Genomic DNA, 20,260 nt, shown 5'->3' with positions numbered 1-20,260 from the left:
CATGCAGGCGGAGGGGCATATGCGCTTTTCAGGGCTGAAGGTTCTGACCGAAGGGCTGACCGGGAACAAAGGGTGGGGGCCGCATTGGCGCAATCCCGAACCCAAGCCCGAATATGACATTGTCCTGATCGGCGGCGGCGGTCATGGTCTGGCAACGGCGCATTATCTGGCCAAGGAACACGGGCTGACCAATGTGGCCGTGCTGGAAAAAGGCTACCTCGGCGGTGGCAATGTGGGCCGCAACACCACCATCGTGCGGGCCAATTACATGCTGCCCGGCAATTCCGAGTTCTATTCGCATTCGCTGAAACTGTGGGAAGGTCTGGAAGAGGACCTGAACTACAACGTCATGCACTCCCAGCGCGGCATCATCAACCTCGTGCACTCAGACGGGCAGCGCGACGCCTTTGTCCGGCGGGCCAATTCCATGTGCGGGCAGGGCGATGACGGCGCAATGCTTGACCGGGCGGGCGTTGAAAAACTGCTGCCGTTCCTCGACTTCGAACAGACGCGTTTTCCGATCTATGGCGGGCTCTACCACAAACGGGGTGGCACTGCGCGCCATGACGCGGTGGCCTGGGGCTTTGCCCGGTCTGCCAGCGACCGCGGTGTCGACCTGATCCAGCAATGCGAGGTCACCGGCATCGACGTCGAAAACGGGGTGCTGAAAGGCGTCCAGACAACCAAGGGGCCAATCCGCGCCAAGAAGGTCGGAATGGTTGCTGCGGGTCGCTCGTCACAAGTGGCAGCGATGGCGGGTATGCGCCTGCCTATCGAAAGTCACGTGCTGCAAGCCTTTGTCACCGAAGGGCTGAAACCCTGCATTGATCACGTCATCACCTATGGTATGGGCCACTTCTATATCAGTCAGTCCGACAAGGGCGGCCTGGTCTTTGGCGGTGACCTCGACATGTATGCAAGCTACGCCTCGCGCGGGAACCTGCCGCTGGTCGAACACGTGGCCGAGGCTGCGATGACGCTGATGCCTGCCATCGGCAAGGCCAAGGTGCTGCGCAGCTGGGGCGGCGTGATGGACATGTCGCCCGACGGCTCCTTCATCATCGACAAGACGGATATCGAGGGGCTCTTTGTCAATTGCGGCTGGTGCTATGGCGGGTTCAAGGCGACACCGGCCTCGGGCCACACCTTCGCCCACCTTCTGGCCACCGGCACGCCGCACCCCACAACCGTCCGTCACCGTCTGGATCGTTTCCGCACCGGGCGCGGGATCATGGATGAAGAGGCCACCGGGTCTCAGCACAATCTGCACTAGGGAGGGTTGAGATGACGGGAGCCTCACTTCTCGGTGGCAAAGCCACCTGCCAGTCAGCGGGCGGGGATTTTTTTGAAACTGGGAAGGGGTGGACCTTGAACTCCTATGGGGAAGCCTGATGCGGTTGCGATGTCCGATATGCGGTGAGCGCGACCGGCGCGAGTTCTATTATCAAGGTGCGGCAGTGATGCTGGACCGCCCGGCACCCGATGCGGGAGAGGCCGCGTGGGATGACTACTTGCATCTGCGCGAAAACCCGGCGGGCGATCTGGAGGAGCTCTGGAGCCACGACGCAGGCTGCGGCGCATGGCTGAAAGTGACCCGCAACGTTTCCACGCACGAAATCAAGTCCGTGGAATTGGTGGCGGAGGGCAAACCATGAGGGTCGAAGGTAAGGGGCTTATCGACCGGTCGCGACGGCTGTCCTTCCGCTTTGACGGCACGACCTATCGCGGATTTGAGGGCGATACGCTGGCCTCGGCCCTGCTGGCCAATGACGTGCGCCACGTGGCACGGTCGTTCAAATACCACCGCCCGCGCGGGATCCTGACGGCCGGATCGGAGGAACCCAACGCCCTCGTCACCATCGGGCGCGGCCCGGCCACCGACCCCAATGTGCGCGCCACGGTTCAGGAGCTGTACGATGGGCTGGAGGCGCGCACTCAGAACGCCTGGCCATCGCTGGGCTTTGACCTCCTGAGCGTCAATGACCTCGCATCCCCCTTTCTGGGTGCCGGGTTCTACTACAAGACCTTCATGAGGCCGCGCGCGTTCTGGGAAAAGGTCTATGAGCCATTCATCCGGCGTGCGGCTGGCCTCGGGGCGCTCAGCGGTGAGCAAGACGCGGACCACTATGAAAAGGCATATGCGTTCTGCGATGTCCTGGTGATCGGCGCAGGATCTGCGGGCCTCATGGCGGCGTGGACGGCGGCGCAAGCAGGCGCCCGGGTGATCCTCGCGGATGAAGACAGCCGCATGGGCGGCCGCCTCAACGCGGAAACCTTGACCGTCGACGGCGCGCACGGTGCTGCATGGGCGGCCGACATGGTGTCGAAACTCGCCGCCATGGACAATGTCCGCCTGATGCCCCGCACCACAGTGACCGGCGCGCATGACGGCGGCACGTTCGGCGCGTTGGAGCGTGTCGCGCATCACATGGATGGCGTGCCGCAGGGCGGGGTTAAGGAAGCCTTCTGGCGCATCGTTGCCAAGCGATCCATCCTCGCCGCCGGTGCCATCGAACGGCACATCGCGTTCCAGAACAACGACCGCCCGGGCATCATGGCGGCAGGTGCCGTGCGCGCTTATCTCAACCGCTTCGGCGTGAGCCCCGGCAAAGCGGTGACGATCTTTGCCAACAACGACGACGCCCATCGCACGGCGATGGATCTGCAGGACGCAGGCGTACACATCGCCGCCGTCATCGACAGCCGCAAGGATGCCCAGGCACTGGGCGACTACCACCTGATGCAAGGAGCTGTCGTCACCGGCGCGGATGGACGCACGGGGCTGGAGGCCATCCGGGTTCAGACCGCATCCGGCACCGAAAAGATCGCCACTGACTGCCTCGCCGTGTCAGGCGGATGGAACCCGACAGTCCACATGACCTGCCACATGAATGGTCGGCCCACTTGGGATGAAAACATCGCCAGCTTCGTGCCCACCCCCGGTGCAATCCCCGGCATGGAAACGGCTGGGGCATGCAACGGCGCGTTCTCGACCGCCGCCTGTTTGGCCGAAGGGGTTGCGGCCGCCAAGACGACTCTCGAAGTCCTCGGCCTAGCCGCACCCGACATCGACATCCCCCAAGCCGATGACAGCCCCTACGCCATCGAACCGCTCTGGGCCGTGCCGGGCAAGGGGCGCGCCTGGCTCGACTTCCAGAACGATGTCAGCGTCAAGGACGTCAAACAGGCGGCACAGGAAAACTTTGCCTCCGTCGAGCACATGAAGCGCTATACGACCCAAGGCATGGCGACCGATCAGGGCAAGAACTCGAACGTCGCCGCACTTGCGCTACTGGCGGATGCGACCGGGCGCGGCATCCCGGAAACCGGCACAACCACCTTCCGTCCGCCCTATACGCCCGTCGCTCTCGCGGCCCTCGGGGCAGGGGCGCAAGGCAAGGGGTTCGCGCCAGAACGCAAAACCACCAGCCATTCGGCCAGCGTGGCCGCAGGCGCGCCGATGATTGAGGCAGGTCTGTGGTATCGCCCCTCTTACTTCCCGCTGCGGGACGAAAAGACATGGCGCCAGTCCTGCGACCGGGAGGTCGGCTGGGTGCGCGAGGCAGTGGGCATCTGCGATGTCTCGACCCTGGGCAAAATCGACATTCAGGGCCCGGATGCGGACAAACTGCACGACTTTGCCTACACCAACACGTTCTCGACCCTGAAAGAGAACCGGGTGCGATATGGCCTGATGCTGCGCGAGGATGGGCACGTCATGGACGATGGCACCACCGCGCGGCTAGGCGAAAACCACTACGTGATGACCACGACCACTGCTGCGGCAGGTCAGGTCATGCGTCACCTCGAATTCGTCACCCAAGCGCTGCATCCCGGCTGGGATGTGCGGATCATGTCCGTCACCGAACAATGGGCGCAATTTGCTGTGGCCGGGCCGAAGTCGCGTGAGTTGTTGAACGGGCTGCTCGATGACACCATCGACGACGGCAAATGGCCCTTCATGTCCTGCGGTCTGGTCACGGTCCAAGGGGTCAAGGGGCGGCTTTTCCGCATCTCCTTCTCCGGCGAACATGCCTACGAACTGGCCGTCCCGTCGCGCTACGGTGACAGCCTGTTCCGACTGCTCGTCGCGCGGGCTGAAAGCCTCGGCGGCGGTGCCTATGGGATGGAGGCGTTGAACGTGCTGCGCATCGAAAAGGGGTTTATCACGCATTCCGAAATCGACGGTCGCGTGACGGCGCAAGACATTGGCATGGCTCGGATGCTGTCCAAAAAGAAAGACTTCATCGGCGCCACCATGGCGCAGCGCCCCGGCCTGACCGAAGCGGGCCGCGCGCAACTGGTGGGGCTAAAACCTGTGGGTCCGGTCAAGCAACTCACCGCGGGCGCACATATCTATGCGGACGGGCAAGAGCCTGTAGCCGAACACGATCAGGGCTATGTCACGTCCGTGGGCTTCTCACCCACGCTTGGACATTTCATTGGCCTCGGCTTTGTCACCGACGGGCTGTCGCGCCACGGCGATGTGCTGAACATGGTGGACCATGTGCGCGGCATCCAAACCCGGGTTGAGCTATGCGACCCGGTGTTCTTAGATCCAAAGGGGGAGCGCACACGTGGCTGACCTGATCGCAAAGACCCCGCTTGAGGGCATGGACCCGGTTACCATCGGCACCTGCACGGTGGCTGAGGTCGGCCTCGGCACCCTGACCTCTATCTCGCCCTATGCAGGTGCAAAGATCGCGGACACATTCAAGACCGCCCACGGCATGGCGTGGCCTGCGCCCAACCGGGCTACGGGCAAAGAGGGCGCAAGGGCCATCTGGTTCGGGCGGGATATGGTTCTTCTTGCAGGGCCGGAGCCGGACAAGGCGCTGGCCAAACATGCAGCTCTCACGGACCAATCGGATGCCTGGACGGCGGTCACTCTGTCCGGGGCGGCCTCTGAGGCGGTGCTCGCCCGCCTGATCCCGCTCGACCTGTCAGCCGCCAGCTTCAAACGCGGCCACACCGCGCGCACCCAAATCCAGCACATGACCGGGTCGGTCACACGCGTCGGCGCCGACACGTTCCTGCTGATGGTGTTCCGCTCCATGGCGGGCACGCTGCTTCACGATCTGGAAAGGGCCATGGCAAGCGTCGTGGCGCGGGGGTAAAACATCGCAAACCGATTCCAATCTGCCGGAGCCTGTCCATGATCCGTTTTGCAATCACCGCCGCACTTGCCTTTGTCGCGGCACCCGCCTTTGCGCAGGAAACCAAGGAAGAAAGCTGCGCCCTGCAAGCGCAGGTTGTTGCTGCCGTTCAGCAGGCCCGCCTTGACCGTGTGAAAGAGCGTGAAGTGCAGGACCATATCCTGGCTCAAGGCCCAACATGGCCCGAAAAGTACAACAACGCGATCCCGCTGATTGCCCCTTGGGTCTATGAACAGCCGCGCCGCATTGTCCGCAACGAAAGCCTGTCGGACGCGTGGAGCGAACTTTGCCTGCAGCAGTGACTCGACTCGTAGGCCCACACGCCCAATATTAAGGGCATGAGCCTGCCCCCCGGATTTCTGGACGAACTGCGCACCCGCCTGTCACTGACACAGGTTGTCGGGCGCAAAGTCATGTGGGATGCGCGTAAGTCCAACCAGGGCAAGGGTGACATGTGGGCGCCATGCCCCTTCCACCACGAAAAGACAGCCAGCTTTCACGTCGATGATCGCAAGGGCTACTATTATTGTTTCGGCTGCCACGCCAAAGGCGACGCGATCAGCTTCGTGCGCGAGACCGAGAATGTGGGCTTCATGGAAGCGGTCGAAATCCTCGCCGGTGAGGCTGGGATGCCCATGCCCGCGCGTGACCCGCGCGCGCAGGAAAAGGCCGACAAGCGAACGCAACTGGCCGATGTCATGGAAATGGCGGTCCAGCACTTCCGACTGCAACTGAAAACCGGTGCGGCGGGTCCGGCGCGCGACTATCTTCAACGCCGCGGGCTGGACCCAGCCGCACAGGACCGCTGGGAAATCGGCTTTGCCCCCGATGCCTGGCAGGGCCTCTGGGACGTACTCAAGGCCAAGGGCGTCGAGGATGAGCTGATCCTCGGCGCGGGCCTTGCAAAGCCCAGCCAGAAGGGTGGCAAGCCTTACGATACGTTCCGCGGGCGCATCATGTTCCCCATCCGTGACGCACGTGGGCGCTGCATCGCCTTTGGCGGGCGGGCTATGGACCCGAACGACAACGCCAAATACTTGAACTCGCCCGAAACGGAACTCTTCGATAAGGGCCGCAGCCTCTACAACCACGGTCCGGCGCGCACGGCGGCGGGCAAGGGTCAGCCGCTGATCGTGGCCGAAGGGTACATGGATGTCATCGCGCTCGCTGAACACGGGTTCGGCGCCTCCGTCGCCCCCCTCGGCACAGCAGTCACGGAAAACCAGCTCGCCATGCTCTGGCGCATCGCCGACGAGCCGATCATCGCGCTCGACGGGGACAAGGCGGGCCTGCGCGCCGCCATGCGTCTGATCGACCTTGCGCTTCCGCTGCTCGAAGCGGGTAAATCCCTGCGCTTTGCGCTCATGCCCGACGGCCAGGACCCGGACGATCTGCTCAAGGCGCAAGGGGCAGGCGCGCTGCAAAAGCTGCTCGATGACGCGATGCCCATGGTCAAACTGCTCTGGCAGCGCGAGACCGAGGGCAAGAGCTTCGACAGTCCCGAACGCAAGGCCGCCCTCGACAAGGCGCTGCGTGACAAGATCACGCTGATCAAGGATCCGTCGATCCGCCAGCACTACGGTCAGGCGATCAAGGACATGCGCTGGGACCTCTTTCGCCCGCAACGGGGTGGCGGGCAGGGGCCGAAACGTAACTGGCAAAAGGGCCGCGGCTGGCAGGCCCCGCCAGTGCCCATGGCCAGCACCAAAAGCTCAGCCTTGGCCGCAGGTGACGCCCAAGTCACCGACCACTTGCGCGAAACGGTGATCCTCGCGGCGCTCATCTGCACACCCGAAGTGGCCGAAGACTTCGAAAACGGGCTCGAAAGCCTCGCCTGCAACGATCCGGACCATGCCGTATTGCGCGACCTGATTCTGCGCCACGCGCACCAGGGTTCAGAGGTGTTGCGCGAAAACATTTTCGCCGCACTCGGCCCCGAAGCCCTTGATAACCTGCTGACTTCACGCCATGTGGCAATTGTCCCGTGTATCCGCACACCCGGCGATGCCGATATGGCCCGCATGACTGTGGCCGAAGAGCTCGCAAAACTCAGCGCGGTAAAGGGACTTAATGCCGAGATCGCGGATGCGGTGCAGGACCTGGAAGGTGTGGCAGATGAAGGCGTGACATGGCGCCTTGCCCAAGCGGCCCAAGCCGCAACCCAGGCCAGCCGCAGCGGGAAAGAAGATGATGCCGAATACGAAACGGGCGACAACGGCGCCCGAATCAGTCGGACTGAGCGGGACGCCTTTGCGGCCCTGATGGACCAGATCAGCTTCTCCAAACGCCGCAACTGATGCGATTTGGTCTCAAAACATAAAGAAAATGCGCTTAGACGGGTGGCCGAATCACCCAAAGCACTAAATGTTTCTGGCAGCGATTCGCGGGGACGAATCGCCAAGGAGCCCCGGTAAAGGAGCCCGTTATGGCCGCAAAAGACACGAACGAAGACGCCAAGACCGAAGATCAGGACAGCGCCCACTCGCTCGACATGAGCCAGGCCGCAGTCAAAAAGATGATCTCGGAAGCCCGGGAAAAGGGCTACATCACGTACGATCAGCTCAACACCGTGCTACCGCCGGACCAGGTGAGTTCCGAACAGATCGAAGACGTGATGTCGATGCTCTCCGAAATGGGCATCAACATCATCGAAGATGAAGAGGCCGAGGAAGAAGAGCAAAAAGGCTCGACCGAGGTCACGACCACCGAAGGCACCCGCGATCTGACGCTGGGGGCCACCGGTCAGGAAAAGCTCGACCGCACCGACGACCCCGTGCGCATGTACCTGCGCGAGATGGGCAGCGTCGAACTGCTCAGCCGCGAGGGCGAGATCGCCATCGCCAAGCGGATCGAAGCCGGGCGCAACACCATGATCGCGGGTTTGTGTGAAAGCCCGCTGACCTTCCAGGCGATCACCATCTGGCGCGACGAACTTCTGAGCGAAGAGATCCTGCTGCGCGATGTCATCGACCTCGAAGCGACCTTCGGCAACCAGATGGGCGAAGACGGCGAAGAGGTGAACGAACCCGTCGTCGACACCGCTGCCAAGACTGAAGAAAAAGCCGACACAGGCCCCGAGCTTGACGCCGACGGTAACCCGATTGCCAAAGACGATGACGACGACGAAGACGAACAGGCCAACATGTCGCTCGCCGCGATGGAGGCCGCGCTCAAGCCGCAAGTGCTCGAAGCGCTCGAAGTCATCGCCCACGACTACTCGCTTCTGTCCGAAATGCAGGACAGCCGGATTTCGGCGACCCTGAACGAGGACGGCTCGTTCTCGGACGAAAACGAGGCGACCTACCAAAAGCTGCGGGCCGAGATTGTGCTGCTGGTCAACGAACTGCACCTGCACAACAACCGGATCGAAGCGCTGATCGACCAGCTGTACGGCATCAACCGCCGCATCATGCAGATCGACAGCTCCATCGTGAAACTGGCTGACCAGGCGCGGATCAACCGCCGCGAGTTCGTCGACGCCTATCGCGGGCGCGAGCTGGACCCGAACTGGCTGGAAGAGATGGGCGGTAAGTCCGGTCGCGGCTGGCAGATGTTCATCGAACGCTCCGCCGACAAGGTCGAAGAGTTGCGCGCCGACATGGCACAGGTGGGCCAGTATGTCGGCCTCGATATCTCGGAATTCCGCCGGATCGTTCAGCAGGTCCAGAAGGGCGAGAAAGAAGCCCGCCAGGCCAAGAAAGAGATGGTCGAAGCCAACCTGCGCCTCGTGATCTCGATCGCCAAGAAATACACCAACCGAGGCCTGCAATTCCTGGACCTGATCCAGGAGGGCAACATTGGCCTGATGAAAGCGGTCGACAAGTTCGAATACCGCCGCGGTTACAAGTTCTCGACCTACGCCACATGGTGGATTCGTCAGGCGATCACCCGGTCCATCGCGGACCAGGCGCGCACCATCCGTATCCCTGTGCACATGATCGAAACGATCAACAAACTGGTCCGTACGGGCCGTCAGATGCTGCACGAGATCGGCCGCGAACCTACGCCCGAAGAACTGGCCGAAAAGCTGCAAATGCCGCTGGAAAAGGTCCGCAAGGTGATGAAGATCGCCAAGGAGCCAATTTCGCTTGAGACCCCCATCGGGGACGAGGAGGACAGCCAGCTTGGCGATTTCATCGAGGACAAGAACGCCGTGCTGCCGCTCGACAGCGCCATTCAGGAAAACCTCAAGGAAACGACAACACGGGTTCTCGCCTCACTCACCCCGCGTGAGGAACGTGTGCTGCGCATGCGCTTCGGCATCGGCATGAACACCGACCACACACTCGAAGAGGTCGGGCAGCAGTTCAGCGTGACCCGCGAACGGATTCGCCAGATCGAGGCGAAAGCGCTGCGCAAGCTCAAGCACCCCAGCCGCAGCCGCAAACTGCGCAGCTTCCTGGATCAGTAACGCGCTTTCAGACATCGCGGGCGGTGGCCACCATATCACCGCCCGCCTCAACGGCCGCGCATGACAGACACGGAGTTGACCCTTGTCCTTGCTGAAAAAACTGTTCGGCAGCACCACCCCCGCTGAACCCGAGGGCGAAACCTACAACGGCTTCCGTATCATCCCGACCTTGCAGAAAGAAGCTGACGGCTACCGCATCTCCGCTAGGATCGAAAGAGAACTGGGTGGCGAAACCAAGGTCCACAGCCTGATCCGCGCCGATACTATCGCCTCGCACGAAGACGCAACCGCCGCCACCATCGCCAAGGCAAAACAGGTGATCGACGAACAGGGCGACGCCCTGTTCCGCTAAGTCTCATGCAAACCACCTTCGAAATCACAACACACGGCCAGGGCCTCTACGAATTCACCCGCGACGTGACACGCTGGTGCGAGGGTGACGGCCTGCTGACGCTCTTTGTCCAGCACACCTCTTGCTCCCTCCTGATTCAGGAAAACGCCGATCCGGAGGTGCAGACGGACCTGCAAAACTTCTTCTCCCGCCTCGTGCCGCCCACGACCGACCCGTCGATGTCCTACCTCACACACACCTATGAGGGCCCGGATGACATGCCTGCGCACATCAAGGCGGCGATGATGCCGGTCAGCTTGCAAATCCCGGTCAACGGCGGGCGACCCCAGCTTGGCACGTGGCAGGGCATCTACCTTTTTGAGCACCGCACGGCCCCGCATCACCGCCGCGTCATCGGATACCTCAGCGCCTAAAATTGCAGCGCCGCACGGCCAAGTCATCGCATGTGTGCCTATCCGGCACTTCTGCGGTTTCAAATCTGCACGCCATACCTACATGTCTGGGAAAGGAGACCACGATGCTAAAACCCCTCTCCCTCGCCGTTCTAATCACGCTGCCCACCCTAGGACACGCACAGGATTTTGTCCGACGCGAACGTTTGACAATCCCTGTAAACCGGATTGATAGCACCAGCTTTGAAGTGATCGAGGCCGATGGGGCAGGTGGAACGCAGCTTTGGTGTGCGGCCGGTATCTACACGCGGCACGTTCTCGGACAACGCGGCGGTGATCTCTACATCCAAAGCGGCAGGGGCGACGCAACCACCGCACCGGGCCGCAAAGGGGTCGTCTTCACCACCCAGCCGGTCGAGGGCGCGTTCTCATCCTTCGGCCAAGGGGTCCGACGCACGGGCAAGGTGTTTTCCATGGCCCACGCCTTTGCCCTGTGCCGGGACTCCCCGTTTTTGCGGGTGCAAACCGCGGACAACCGTCTTGTCAGGCGATAAACAGGCACCGCTCATCTAGCGGTCGCATTTCCCCTCTACCCAAAACCTTGACAACCGCCTATAGTTTCGTGGAACGGGGGAAAACCCCCACTACAGGCGGGACAAATACGAAGGGGATGGGCGATGCGCTGTCCGTTTTGCGGGAATATCGACACACAAGTCAAAGACAGCCGACCGGCAGAGGATCATGTTTCGATCCGCCGCCGCCGCTTCTGTCCGGCCTGCGGCGGGCGCTTCACCACCTACGAGCGTGTGCAGCTGCGTGACCTCGTGGTGATCAAGTCCACAGGCAAGCGCGAGGACTTCGACCGCGACAAGCTCGAACGCTCCATCCGCATTTCCATGCAGAAACGCCCCATCGACCCTGAGCGGATCGACCAGATGATCTCCGGCATCGTCCGGCGGCTCGAAAGCATGGGCGAAACCGACATCCAGTCCAAACAGATTGGTGAGATCGTGATGGAAGCGCTGAACCGCATCGACACGGTGGCCTATGTCCGTTTCGCTAGCGTTTACAAGAACTTCCAGGCTGCGGACGATTTTGACAAGTTTGTCGCCGAACTGCGGCCCGACGCGCCCGCCGACGAGTGAGCACAGCGGACGACATCCGCTTCATGTCATTGGCACTCGCGCTAGGACGGCGCGGGCAGGGGCGCACAGCCCCAAACCCCGCTGTGGGCTGCGTCATCGTCAAAAACGGCAGGATCATCGGACGCGGCTGGACTCAACCGGGTGGCCGACCGCATGCCGAACCCGAAGCGCTCGCGCAAGCGGGCAATGAGGCACGGGGCGCCACCGCCTACGTCACGCTCGAACCCTGCGCCCACCACGGCAAAACCCCGCCCTGCGCCGACGCACTGGTATCCGCAGGCATCGCGCGTGTCGTCATCGCCATGCGTGACAGCGACACGCGGGTCGACGGGCGCGGTATCGCGATCCTCGAAGCCGCTGGGATCGACGTCACCACAGGCGTCTGCGAAGCAGAGGCTGAACAGGATCACATAGGCTTTACCCTGCGCACCGAACAGGGCCGCCCTTTCGTCACCCTTAAACTCGCGAGCAGCTTCGACGGGCGCATCGCCACAGGCTCAGGCCAAAGCCAATGGATCACCGGCCCCATGGCGCGCCGCCACGTGCACGCGATGCGTGCGCGGCACGACGCAGTCATGGTCGGCGGCGGCACGGCGCGGCACGACGACCCGTCTCTGACCGTGCGGGACATGGGTGACATCCAGCAACCGGCCCGTGTGGTGGTCTCGCGCCGGATCGACGTGCCGCTCATGTCCAAACTCGCCACAACGGCGCGCGAGATGCCGGTGATCCTCTGCCACGGGCGCGATGCCGACCCGATGCTGCAACGCACATGGCGCGACATGGGGGCCACGCTCCTGCCCTGCGCCACCCAAGGCACCCAACTTGATCCGCAAGACATCTTGCAAAAACTGGGCGATCACGGCCTCACCCGCGTCTTCTCCGAAGGGGGCAGCGCACTCGCCGCTTCGCTCATCGAAGCGGACCTCGTGGACGAGTTGGTCGGCTTCACCGCAGGGCTCGCCATCGGGGCCGAAGGGCTGCCCAATATCGGCGCGCTCGGCCTCGGCTCACTGGACGCGGCGCAACGCTACCGCCTCAAATCCGTGACGCGCATCGGCGATGACATCTGCCATATCTGGAACCGGCGCTAACGCCACAGATGCGCCTGACTGGCGAGCAGCCCTTGCAGCTTTGACAGCAGCCGATTGGCCAGTCCGGGCCGGGGCAGGGGGCCATTGCGCAACCGCTCGACCACGATTTCAACCGGACAGGCGGTGCCCGTCACAGGATCAAAATAGCGGGGGTAGTCAATCAGTGTCGCATGGACCAATCCAGCCAGCGACACATCTTCGCGCCTGCGGGGCGGCACGGCCCCCCGATCCTCGGTGAGCCCCCAGCCCGCATAGAACGGCGCACCGGTCGTCACCACGCGCACCCGGCGCAGCAGCGCCTCGAACCCGGTGAGCGAGGTCATGGTCCAAAGCTCCTCCACCTGATCCAGCAGCGCGGCAATGTCGGCTCGGTCGGCGACAACATCCGCAATACCCGCGGCGTCAAACGCCCCTTCGCGCAGGCCCGCCTCCACATCCGGATGCGGCTTGTAGATCAGCACCGCATCAGGCCGCGCCGTCCGCGCGGCCTCAAGCAGCGCGCGGTTGGTCCGGATCTCCCCCGCACCCAGCCGGATCGACGCATCATCCTCAACCTGCCCCACAACCAGCACCCGCTGGCCTTTGGGCAGGTCGGGCACGCCGCCCGACAGGTTGTACTTGCTCAAACCCGCCGCCGTCAGCGACCGCACCAGCGCGTCAGCACGCGCCACCTGATCGGGCCGCAACACCCGGCGCGCCCGGATCAGATGCTCCAATCGGCTGGGCCGCGAGGGGTCATAGTAAATGCCCAGATCATCCGTCACCAGCGACAGGGGCGGGATCAACTCGGCCCCCAGACCACGCGACCGCAGAAACCCATCCTCTACGCGCACAGCATCCTCATGTCCGACATCCGCCTTGCCCGCCCAAACCATCCAAGGACGATCCATCGCACGGGCCCGACCCGGATCCTCCTCAAAGCGCATCGGCACGTACCGCCCAAACACCTTCTGCAAGGGCCGTCGCTTCCACAGCCGCATCCCGCTCGCCACCCAACCGCGATGATCCGCCCGCCAAGCGCGCGTCTCGGCGGCCAAGGCCTCCATCGCGGTCGGCAGATCACACAGGCAATCGCGATGCGGATCGTACCAGGTCGGATACAGGATCATCGCCCCTGCAAAGAGTTGCGCGCGGGTCAGCGTGCGCTGGCGCCGCTGCACCGGAAACTCATCCGCCGTCAGCCCCCACCCGGCATAGAAGGGCTGGCCAAAGACGCGCGGCTTGTGCCCCGCCATGATCGCTTCGAACCCCAGGCCGGAGGACACGGTGTAGACCGCAATCGCCCCCTCCATCAGCGTCCACGGGCTGACCGCATCGGCAAACAGCGACACGCGGTCATTGCAATCATCTTCGGTAAAATACCCCTCACGAAACCCCTGCATCGTCTCCGGATGGGTCTTGATCAGGATACGCGCGCCGGGATGCTCGTCCTGCGCGACAAACAGCATCTCAAGAAATCGGTTCCGATCCGCCCCGCAGGCCGTCACCGAGGCGTCGCCCCTGGTCTGATCAATCACCAGCACATATCCCGGTTCCGGCACCGCAGTATCGGGGTCAAACCCGGTATACTTGCTCAGATGCGCCTCCTGCATCCGCGCCATGGCCCCGCGCGCCGTGTTCAGAACAGCCGTATCATCCAGCGGCTCTTCCGCCAGTATCCGCTCCAGATCAGACGGCACCGACGGATCGAAATGCACCCCCGCATGGTCAATCAGCAAGCCAATGGGCTGGCTGCCCGCCCGCCCCGGCAGGACCGAGCGCAAAAACGCATCTTCGACCCGCACAACGCTGGCGTCACGCCGCTCTGCTACAGCCTCGCCCCGATAGGCGGTTGGTGAGTTGCCCCACACACCCACCAGCCCGTCCGGCCCGGGCAGGCCCACGGCGATGTCATAACCCGCAAGCTCCACGATACGGCGCACGCGCCCTCGCGCCAGAAAGCCGCCATTGTAAACGTAAAGCCGCCGGGCCCCATCGGGTCCGGCGGCCATGTCCTGTCCGCTGTGCACGGTCGTTACTCGCCCGACAGACCCGTCGCCAAAGAGTTCACGCCCGTGATCGGGGTCGTGATCGAGGTGATGATCTTGGCAAACTGCGTATAGGGCGCTTCGGTCACATAGAGCGTGTCGCCATCGCGAATGACGAAGTCACGCGCTTGAAACATGCCGTTGGGCTGGGTCAGGTCCAGCACATAAACCATGCGCTGCGCCCCGATCAGGTCGTCACGGCCCAGGACCACATTCGCCACCTCGGCTGGCTCATTGCGCAGCACGAAAATGCCCGTGGGGTCAGACGAATTCGTCTGCAATCCACCCACCTGCGCCAGCGCCTCTAGCGCGCTCAGCGTCGCGGTCTCGAACGGCACGCGGGCCTGCCCGCCTGTGGCACCCAGCGCTGTAAAGGCGCGTGTGTCGGCCTCGACCAGCACCCGGTCGCCACCACGGAGGGCGATGTCGAGATGCGGATTTTCATAGAGATCCTGGAAGAAGATGCGGCTGCGCATCCCGCCGCGCAGCACGGTCACGCGGGCAATCTCGGGTTCGATGGTGACACCACCGGCCTGCGCCAGCATGGTGGACAGCGTGCGTGTAGGCCGCTCAATGGGATAGACACCCTGCGCGCCAATGGCCCCGATCAGCGACACGGTCGAGCCGTCCCCCGCCACGCGGCGCACCTGCACCTGCGGGTCCGGGGTCTGGTCTTCTAACTTGCTGGTGATGATGCGGCGGATCGCTTCGGGCGTATTGCCTGCGGCGCGAATACGGCCCGCGTAGGGGACAAAGATAAAGCCCGCGCCGTCGACCTGCACTTCTTCAAGGATGGTCGAATTCTGCGCCTCACCGGCCAGCAGGCCGTCATCCACGTTTTCCCAGATGGTCAGGCCCAGCACATCGCCGGGACGGATCGTATCCGACCCGAGCAGACCCGCATTCTGGAACTCTTCGGAAAAACCAAGCGCAGGTGTGACCGCGGTCGCGTCCGTCACCCGGTCACTGACGGAGACGATAAACGCATCGCCTTCGCGCTGCACCGAGCCAGAGAAAATCTGCCGTTTGTTGGGACCAATCTGCGGCAGACCGCAAGATGCAAGAATCCCCAAAAGGGCAAAAGACGCGACCACCCGCGTCCAGCGGAATGACTGGAAAATCACTGCTCGGTCTCCTCGACCTGTTCTTGTCTGCCTCTGGTCGCAGCTTAATCTGCGCCCGTATTCTTTTTTGGTATCGCGCCGGTTTTCCGGTGCTGATTTGATGTCAACCTACCGGAGTCCGGCGATAAAATCTAGCCATAGGGGTAGTGGTGGTCAGGTCACCAACCGCAACTGTTGCCGTGGTGCCGCGGTGCCTGCGGCCAGCGCATCATAGGGATCGTCGGGCGACAGCATCATATCGACGACCTGCCGCAGAAGCTGCCGACGGCCACGGGCAGAGTAGAAACCGCCGGGGATCTGGCTCGTTTCCAGCAGGTAGCGACGGTAATCCTTATAGGCCCGATTGTCCGGGCGGCTTGCCCCGGCAAAGAAGGCGGGCAGCGGCTGATCGCTGACAAACTCGGGCTTGGAAAAGACGGCTTTGCCAAAAACCTTGAGCGGAATGCCCCGCCACAACACCTGCTGGGCGGCGGTGGAATTCACGGTCACAGCACTGCGTGCATCGTTGAGAAGCTGCGCCAGCTTACCGCCGCGCACGTAGTGGACACGGCTCTGCAGGCCCAACGCCCGGGAAAGATCGCGGATGGTTTTGCGGATGGGCGTGCGGCCATCTTCCAGCGGATGCGCCTTGATCACCAGATGGTGGTGCGCAGGCGCGCCCTCGGCAAAGCCACGGATCACCAGATCAAGGAACTCCGGCATCGTGTCGAAGGGTGAGTGTTCCTGAAAGCTGCTGTCATGTTCAAGCTGCAACAGCGCCAGATGATAGGGAAACCCGCCATAGCGAATGCGCAGCGTCGCCTGCACCCGGTCGAGGGTCAGGAAGGGCATCAGCAGCAAGCGCTTGAGGTAAAGCTGGAATTCACGCGCCACGGTCAGCGCGCGGTGGGGCTGGAAGTTGCGATACTGTCCGTTCCGGAACATCACGAACCAGTGGTACAGCGCGCCGTAGAAGACATGCTGGCGCATGTCGCCCCAATGGCCGGGGGGCAGAGGGGCCTCCATATCCGACAGGGCAAGGGCCGCCTGCATGTCGGCCACCGACATCTCCATCAGCCGCGAATGGCCGTTGGAGCCGCCGCGTTCATAGGTCACCCAATAGGGGCGCATGTACCCCTCTTCGAACACGTGGACAGTCAGGCCACGGCGCTTCGCTTCGGCCACGGCCTGCGCATGAATGGGGCGCACATCTCCGTATAGCACGATGTCGGTCACGCCCTTGCTTTCGACAAGTTTGGCAAAGGTCTCGGGCCAGTCATCGGCCTTGCCGCGATAAGGGACGTAGCTTGCCGGGTGGAACCAGAAGGCGCGGTCGCCCGCATTGAACCCCACACGCCAGACGGACGCCCCCGCGCGGCGCAGCATGGCGCCGAGCCGGTGGAAAAACGGTCCGTGCGGGCCCTGCAAGAACAGGAAAACCCGCGATGAGGGGGCATGCAGTGTCATCTGATCCCTGATATGCGGCAAAATCTTACTCTCAGATGAACACCGGACTAGGGCGTTTTTATGGCTCATGGTGCACATTTCCGCAATGCGCCTTGCTCTTGCCGTTGCGTCCCGGCACCGCTACCTCAGGGCCAAGCGTGAAGGAGACCGCCCATGTTCACAGGCATCATCACCGATATCGGCACGATCACCGACCTCAAGCAGGAGGGCGACCTGCGCGTGCGGATCGAGACCGGCTATGACACCGCTGGCATCGACATGGGGGCGTCGATTGCCTCGGACGGTGTGTGCCTGACGGTCGTGGATCTTGGCCCTGACTGGTACGACGTGCAGGTGAGTGCCGAAACCGTGTCGAAGACCAACCTCGGCGCCTGGACGGTCGGCAAGCGCCTGAACCTAGAACGGGCTCTGCGCGTGGGCGACGAATTGGGCGGACACATCGTGTCGGGCCATGTGGACGGCGTGGCCGAGGTTGTGTCGGTTGTGGACGAGGGCGACAGCACCCGCGTGCAACTGCGCGCGCCGGATGATCTGGCCCGGTTTATCGCGCCCAAAGGGTCGGTGGCCCTGAACGGCACATCGCTGACGGTGAACGAGGTGGAGGGGGCCGTCTTCGGCATCAACTTCATCCCGCACACCAAAGAGGTGACAACCTGGGGCGACGTGGCCGTAGGGGACGCTGTGAACCTGGAGATCGACACGCTCGCCCGCTACGTCGCGCGTCTGGCCGAGGTGGCCTGATCCGACGGACAGGCCTGTCGGCCTGACGCCATGCTGGGCGCTCGTGGTGGGCGTGCTCGCATCATGCGATTTAGGGTGCGTGCGGTGGATCGGCCCTCCGGGGGCGGTTTATCTGGCGAAATGAAGCTGCACGGGATCTGTGCGCCGGGGCACTGGCATTGGGGCGCGTGATCCTCTATGTCGCGGGCAATGCTGCCACAGGTGCCCCATGAGCTTTGAGACCCCCGGTCCGGTCGAGACCGATCTTGCCGCCGCCATTTCGCCCATCGAGGAGATTATCGAAGAGGCGAAGTACGGTCGGATGTTCATTCTGGTCGATCACGAAGATCGCGAGAATGAAGGCGATCTGGTGATCCCCGCCAACTTCGCCGATGCGGCAGCGGTGAACTTCATGGCGACCCATGGGCGCGGTTTGATCTGTGTGACCTTGCCCGCCGAGCGGATCGACGATCTGGGCCTGCCGATGATGGCGATGCACAATTCCTCGCGGCATGAGACGGCCTTTACCGTCTCTGTCGAAGCGCGTGACGGGGTGAGCACCGGGATTTCCGCAGGGGACCGGGCGCTGACCATTTCGACCCTTGTGAACCCGCAAGCGACCTCTGCTGATCTGGCCACGCCGGGCCATGTGTTTCCCCTGCGTGCGCGCAAGGGCGGGGTGCTGGTGCGGGCGGGACATACCGAGGCGGGCTGTGATGTCGCGCGTCTGGCCGGGCACTACCCGTCGAGCGTCATCTGCGAGATCATGAACGAGGACGGGTCCATGGCTCGCCTGCCCGACCTCGTGGACTATGCCGCTACGCACAAGCTCAAGATCGGCACCATCTCCGATCTCATCGCCTATCGCCGGCGCCACGACAATCTGGTGGTGGAAACCGACCGCCGCATGGTCACCTCGCAGCATGGCGGGGAATGGGACATGCGGATCTTCACCGACCAGACCTACGGCATCGAGCACGTGACGCTGTCCAAGGGGGACCTGAGCACGGACGAGCCGGTGCTGGTCCGGACCCACGCACTGGCCGAAGTCACCGACATCCTGGGCCTCTCGGACAAGCCCGTGGGCGAGCTGCCCCGCGCGATGGAGCTGATCGCCGCCGAAGGGCGGGGTGTTGTCTGCCTGTTCCGTGAGCCGCGCAAATCGCTTTTCACCGATGAAGAGCCCGGCCCCCGCATCGTCAAGAACACCGGGCTTGGCGCGCAGATGCTGTCGAATATGGGCCTTTCCCGCCTCATCCTGCTGACCGACAGCCCGCGCACGACCTATATCGGCATCGACGCCTACGGGCTCGAAATCGTCGGCACCCGCCCCATCCTCGGAGAGAAATGATGGCTTCGATAGACCACCACGTGCTGGACCGCCCCAGCTTTGACGAGCCGACCAAGTTGCTGATCGTCGTCTCGCCCTATTACAAGCAGATCGCCGACAACCTCGTGGTAGGCGCCAAGGCCGAGATCGAAGCCGCTGGCGCCACCTGGGACTTGGTGGAAATGCCCGGCGCGCTCGAAATCCCCACCGCCATTGGCATTGCCGAACGCATGTCGAGCTTCGACGGCTACGTGGCCCTCGGCTGCGTGATCCGGGGCGAGACGACGCATTATGAAACGGTCTGCAACGACTCGTCCCGCGCCATCCAACTCTTGGGCCTCCAAGGCCTCTGCATCGGCAACGGCATCCTGACGGTCGAGAACACGGATCAAGCCGAGGTCCGCGCCGATCCCGCCAAGCAGAATAAAGGGGGCGGGGCTGCGGCTGCGGCCTTGCACCTGATCGCGCTCAGCCGTAAGTGGGGCCGCTCCAGCAAAGGGGTCGGGTTTAAACCGGCCACCGAATACCAGCTGGCGTCCAAGACAGGATCCACAACCGCATGACCCTTTCGGGCAACCAGAAACGCAAGATGCGCTCGGCCGCGCGGCTCTATGCCGTGCAGGCGCTGTTCCAGATGGAGCAAACGGCGCAGACCGTCGACCAGATCAAGGTCGAGTTCATGGACCACCGCTTTGGCGCGTCCTACGAGGGCGACGAGATGGCCGAGGGCGATCCCGACCACTTTGCCCGGGTCATGGATGACGCGGTGAACTACCAGGCGCCCATCGACCAGATGACGGACCGGGCACTGGTGGCGAAATGGCCCATTGCGCGGATTGATCCGACCCTGCGGGCGCTGTTCCGGGCGGCAGGGGCCGAGTTTCGGGACACGGGCACGCCGCCCAAGGTGGTGATCGTGGAATATGTGGACGTGGCGCGGGCGTTTTTCCCCGAGGGGAAAGAGCCGAAATTCGTGAACGCGGTGCTTGACCATATGGCGCGGGAAGCACGGCCCGAAGCGTTTTAGCCAACGATTGTGTAACAACAGTTTAATTGGGCTTGT

General features: G+C 63.1%; 19 protein-coding genes. 16 read left to right on the top strand and 3 right to left on the bottom strand.

The annotated features are described in order from the left end of the window. Positions 1-19: 19 nt before the first annotated feature. The 12 genes from RA29_RS17320 to ribD all read left to right on the top strand — a co-directional run bounded on the left by RA29_RS17320 (position 20) and on the right by ribD (position 12,550). Positions 20-1,273, top strand: a complete 1,254-nt coding sequence (locus RA29_RS17320; protein WP_039688658.1) for a sarcosine oxidase subunit beta family protein — start codon at positions 20-22, stop codon at positions 1,271-1,273. Between the two features lie 118 nt (positions 1,274-1,391). Next, positions 1,392-1,655, top strand: a complete 264-nt coding sequence (locus tag RA29_RS17315; protein WP_039688656.1) for a sarcosine oxidase subunit delta — start codon at positions 1,392-1,394, stop codon at positions 1,653-1,655. Beyond that, positions 1,652-4,585, top strand: coding sequence for a sarcosine oxidase subunit alpha family protein (locus RA29_RS17310; RefSeq protein WP_039688339.1), 2,934 nt, complete (start codon positions 1,652-1,654; stop codon positions 4,583-4,585). Before RA29_RS17315 ends, RA29_RS17310 begins: the two co-directional genes overlap by 4 nt. Then, complete coding sequence (locus RA29_RS17305) at positions 4,578-5,117, top strand: sarcosine oxidase subunit gamma (RefSeq protein ID WP_039688337.1); 540 nt, start codon at positions 4,578-4,580, stop codon at positions 5,115-5,117. The genes RA29_RS17310 and RA29_RS17305 overlap by 8 nt, the downstream gene beginning before the upstream one ends. 38 nt (positions 5,118-5,155) lie before the next feature. Continuing rightward, positions 5,156-5,458: a hypothetical protein gene (locus tag RA29_RS17300; protein ID WP_039688335.1), complete on the top strand. Its 303-nt coding sequence runs from the start codon at positions 5,156-5,158 to the stop codon at positions 5,456-5,458. A gap of 36 nt (positions 5,459-5,494) precedes the next feature. Beyond that, complete coding sequence (gene dnaG, locus RA29_RS17295) at positions 5,495-7,453, top strand: DNA primase (RefSeq protein ID WP_039688333.1); 1,959 nt, start codon at positions 5,495-5,497, stop codon at positions 7,451-7,453. A gap of 128 nt (positions 7,454-7,581) precedes the next feature. Beyond that, a complete protein-coding gene (gene rpoD, locus RA29_RS17290) occupies positions 7,582-9,567 on the top strand; it encodes an RNA polymerase sigma factor RpoD (protein ID WP_039688331.1) in 1,986 nt (661 codons plus the stop codon). Between the two features lie 82 nt (positions 9,568-9,649). Then, positions 9,650-9,919, top strand: coding sequence for an HlyU family transcriptional regulator (locus RA29_RS17285; protein ID WP_039688329.1), 270 nt, complete (start codon positions 9,650-9,652; stop codon positions 9,917-9,919). 5 nt (positions 9,920-9,924) lie between these two features. Then, a complete protein-coding gene (locus tag RA29_RS17280) occupies positions 9,925-10,332 on the top strand; it encodes a secondary thiamine-phosphate synthase enzyme YjbQ (protein ID WP_039688327.1) in 408 nt (135 codons plus the stop codon). A 104-nt stretch (positions 10,333-10,436) separates the two neighbouring features. Further along, positions 10,437-10,865 (top strand): hypothetical protein, encoded by a 429-nt coding sequence (locus tag RA29_RS22070; RefSeq protein ID WP_152613068.1) that lies wholly within the window; start codon positions 10,437-10,439, stop codon positions 10,863-10,865. 123 nt (positions 10,866-10,988) lie between these two features. Then, positions 10,989-11,456, top strand: a complete 468-nt coding sequence (gene nrdR, locus RA29_RS17270; protein ID WP_039688325.1) for a transcriptional regulator NrdR — start codon at positions 10,989-10,991, stop codon at positions 11,454-11,456. After that, complete coding sequence (ribD, locus tag RA29_RS17265) at positions 11,453-12,550, top strand: bifunctional diaminohydroxyphosphoribosylaminopyrimidine deaminase/5-amino-6-(5-phosphoribosylamino)uracil reductase RibD (RefSeq protein ID WP_342666430.1); 1,098 nt, start codon at positions 11,453-11,455, stop codon at positions 12,548-12,550. The genes nrdR and ribD overlap by 4 nt, the downstream gene beginning before the upstream one ends. Here the strand turns inward: ribD and RA29_RS17260 are convergent. The 3 genes from RA29_RS17260 to RA29_RS17250 all read right to left on the bottom strand — a co-directional run bounded on the left by RA29_RS17260 (position 12,547) and on the right by RA29_RS17250 (position 17,147). Next, entirely contained in the window at positions 12,547-14,541 is a 1,995-nt protein-coding gene (locus RA29_RS17260) for a capsular polysaccharide biosynthesis protein (protein WP_039688323.1), read from the bottom strand. The genes ribD and RA29_RS17260 overlap by 4 nt on opposite strands. A 23-nt stretch (positions 14,542-14,564) precedes the next feature. Next, a complete protein-coding gene (locus tag RA29_RS17255) occupies positions 14,565-15,701 on the bottom strand; it encodes a polysaccharide biosynthesis/export family protein (RefSeq protein ID WP_039688321.1) in 1,137 nt (378 codons plus the stop codon). A gap of 153 nt (positions 15,702-15,854) precedes the next feature. Continuing rightward, the gene (locus tag RA29_RS17250; RefSeq protein ID WP_039688319.1) at positions 15,855-17,147 is read right to left on the bottom strand and encodes a capsular biosynthesis protein; all 1,293 of its coding nucleotides are present in this window, start codon (positions 17,145-17,147) and stop codon (positions 15,855-15,857) included. Between the two features lie 153 nt (positions 17,148-17,300). Here RA29_RS17250 and RA29_RS17245 point away from each other — a divergent pair, with 153 nt between their 5' ends. The 4 genes from RA29_RS17245 to nusB all read left to right on the top strand — a co-directional run bounded on the left by RA29_RS17245 (position 17,301) and on the right by nusB (position 20,224). After that, a complete protein-coding gene (locus RA29_RS17245) occupies positions 17,301-17,888 on the top strand; it encodes a riboflavin synthase (protein WP_039688317.1) in 588 nt (195 codons plus the stop codon). Between the two features lie 208 nt (positions 17,889-18,096). After that, entirely contained in the window at positions 18,097-19,218 is a 1,122-nt protein-coding gene (gene ribB, locus RA29_RS17240; protein WP_039688315.1) for a 3,4-dihydroxy-2-butanone-4-phosphate synthase, read from the top strand. Next, on the top strand, positions 19,218-19,760 hold the full coding sequence (locus RA29_RS17235) for a 6,7-dimethyl-8-ribityllumazine synthase (RefSeq protein WP_152613067.1): 543 nt from the start codon (positions 19,218-19,220) through the stop codon (positions 19,758-19,760). The genes ribB and RA29_RS17235 overlap by 1 nt, the downstream gene beginning before the upstream one ends. Further along, positions 19,757-20,224: a transcription antitermination factor NusB gene (nusB, locus tag RA29_RS17230; protein ID WP_039688312.1), complete on the top strand. Its 468-nt coding sequence runs from the start codon at positions 19,757-19,759 to the stop codon at positions 20,222-20,224. The genes RA29_RS17235 and nusB overlap by 4 nt, the downstream gene beginning before the upstream one ends. The last annotated feature ends 36 nt before the right edge of the window (positions 20,225-20,260 follow it).

It is taken from the genome of Tateyamaria sp. ANG-S1, assembly GCF_000814025.1.
Taxonomy (GTDB): domain Bacteria; phylum Pseudomonadota; class Alphaproteobacteria; order Rhodobacterales; family Rhodobacteraceae; genus Tateyamaria.
This window is presented reverse-complemented; position numbering and strand designations above follow the sequence as displayed.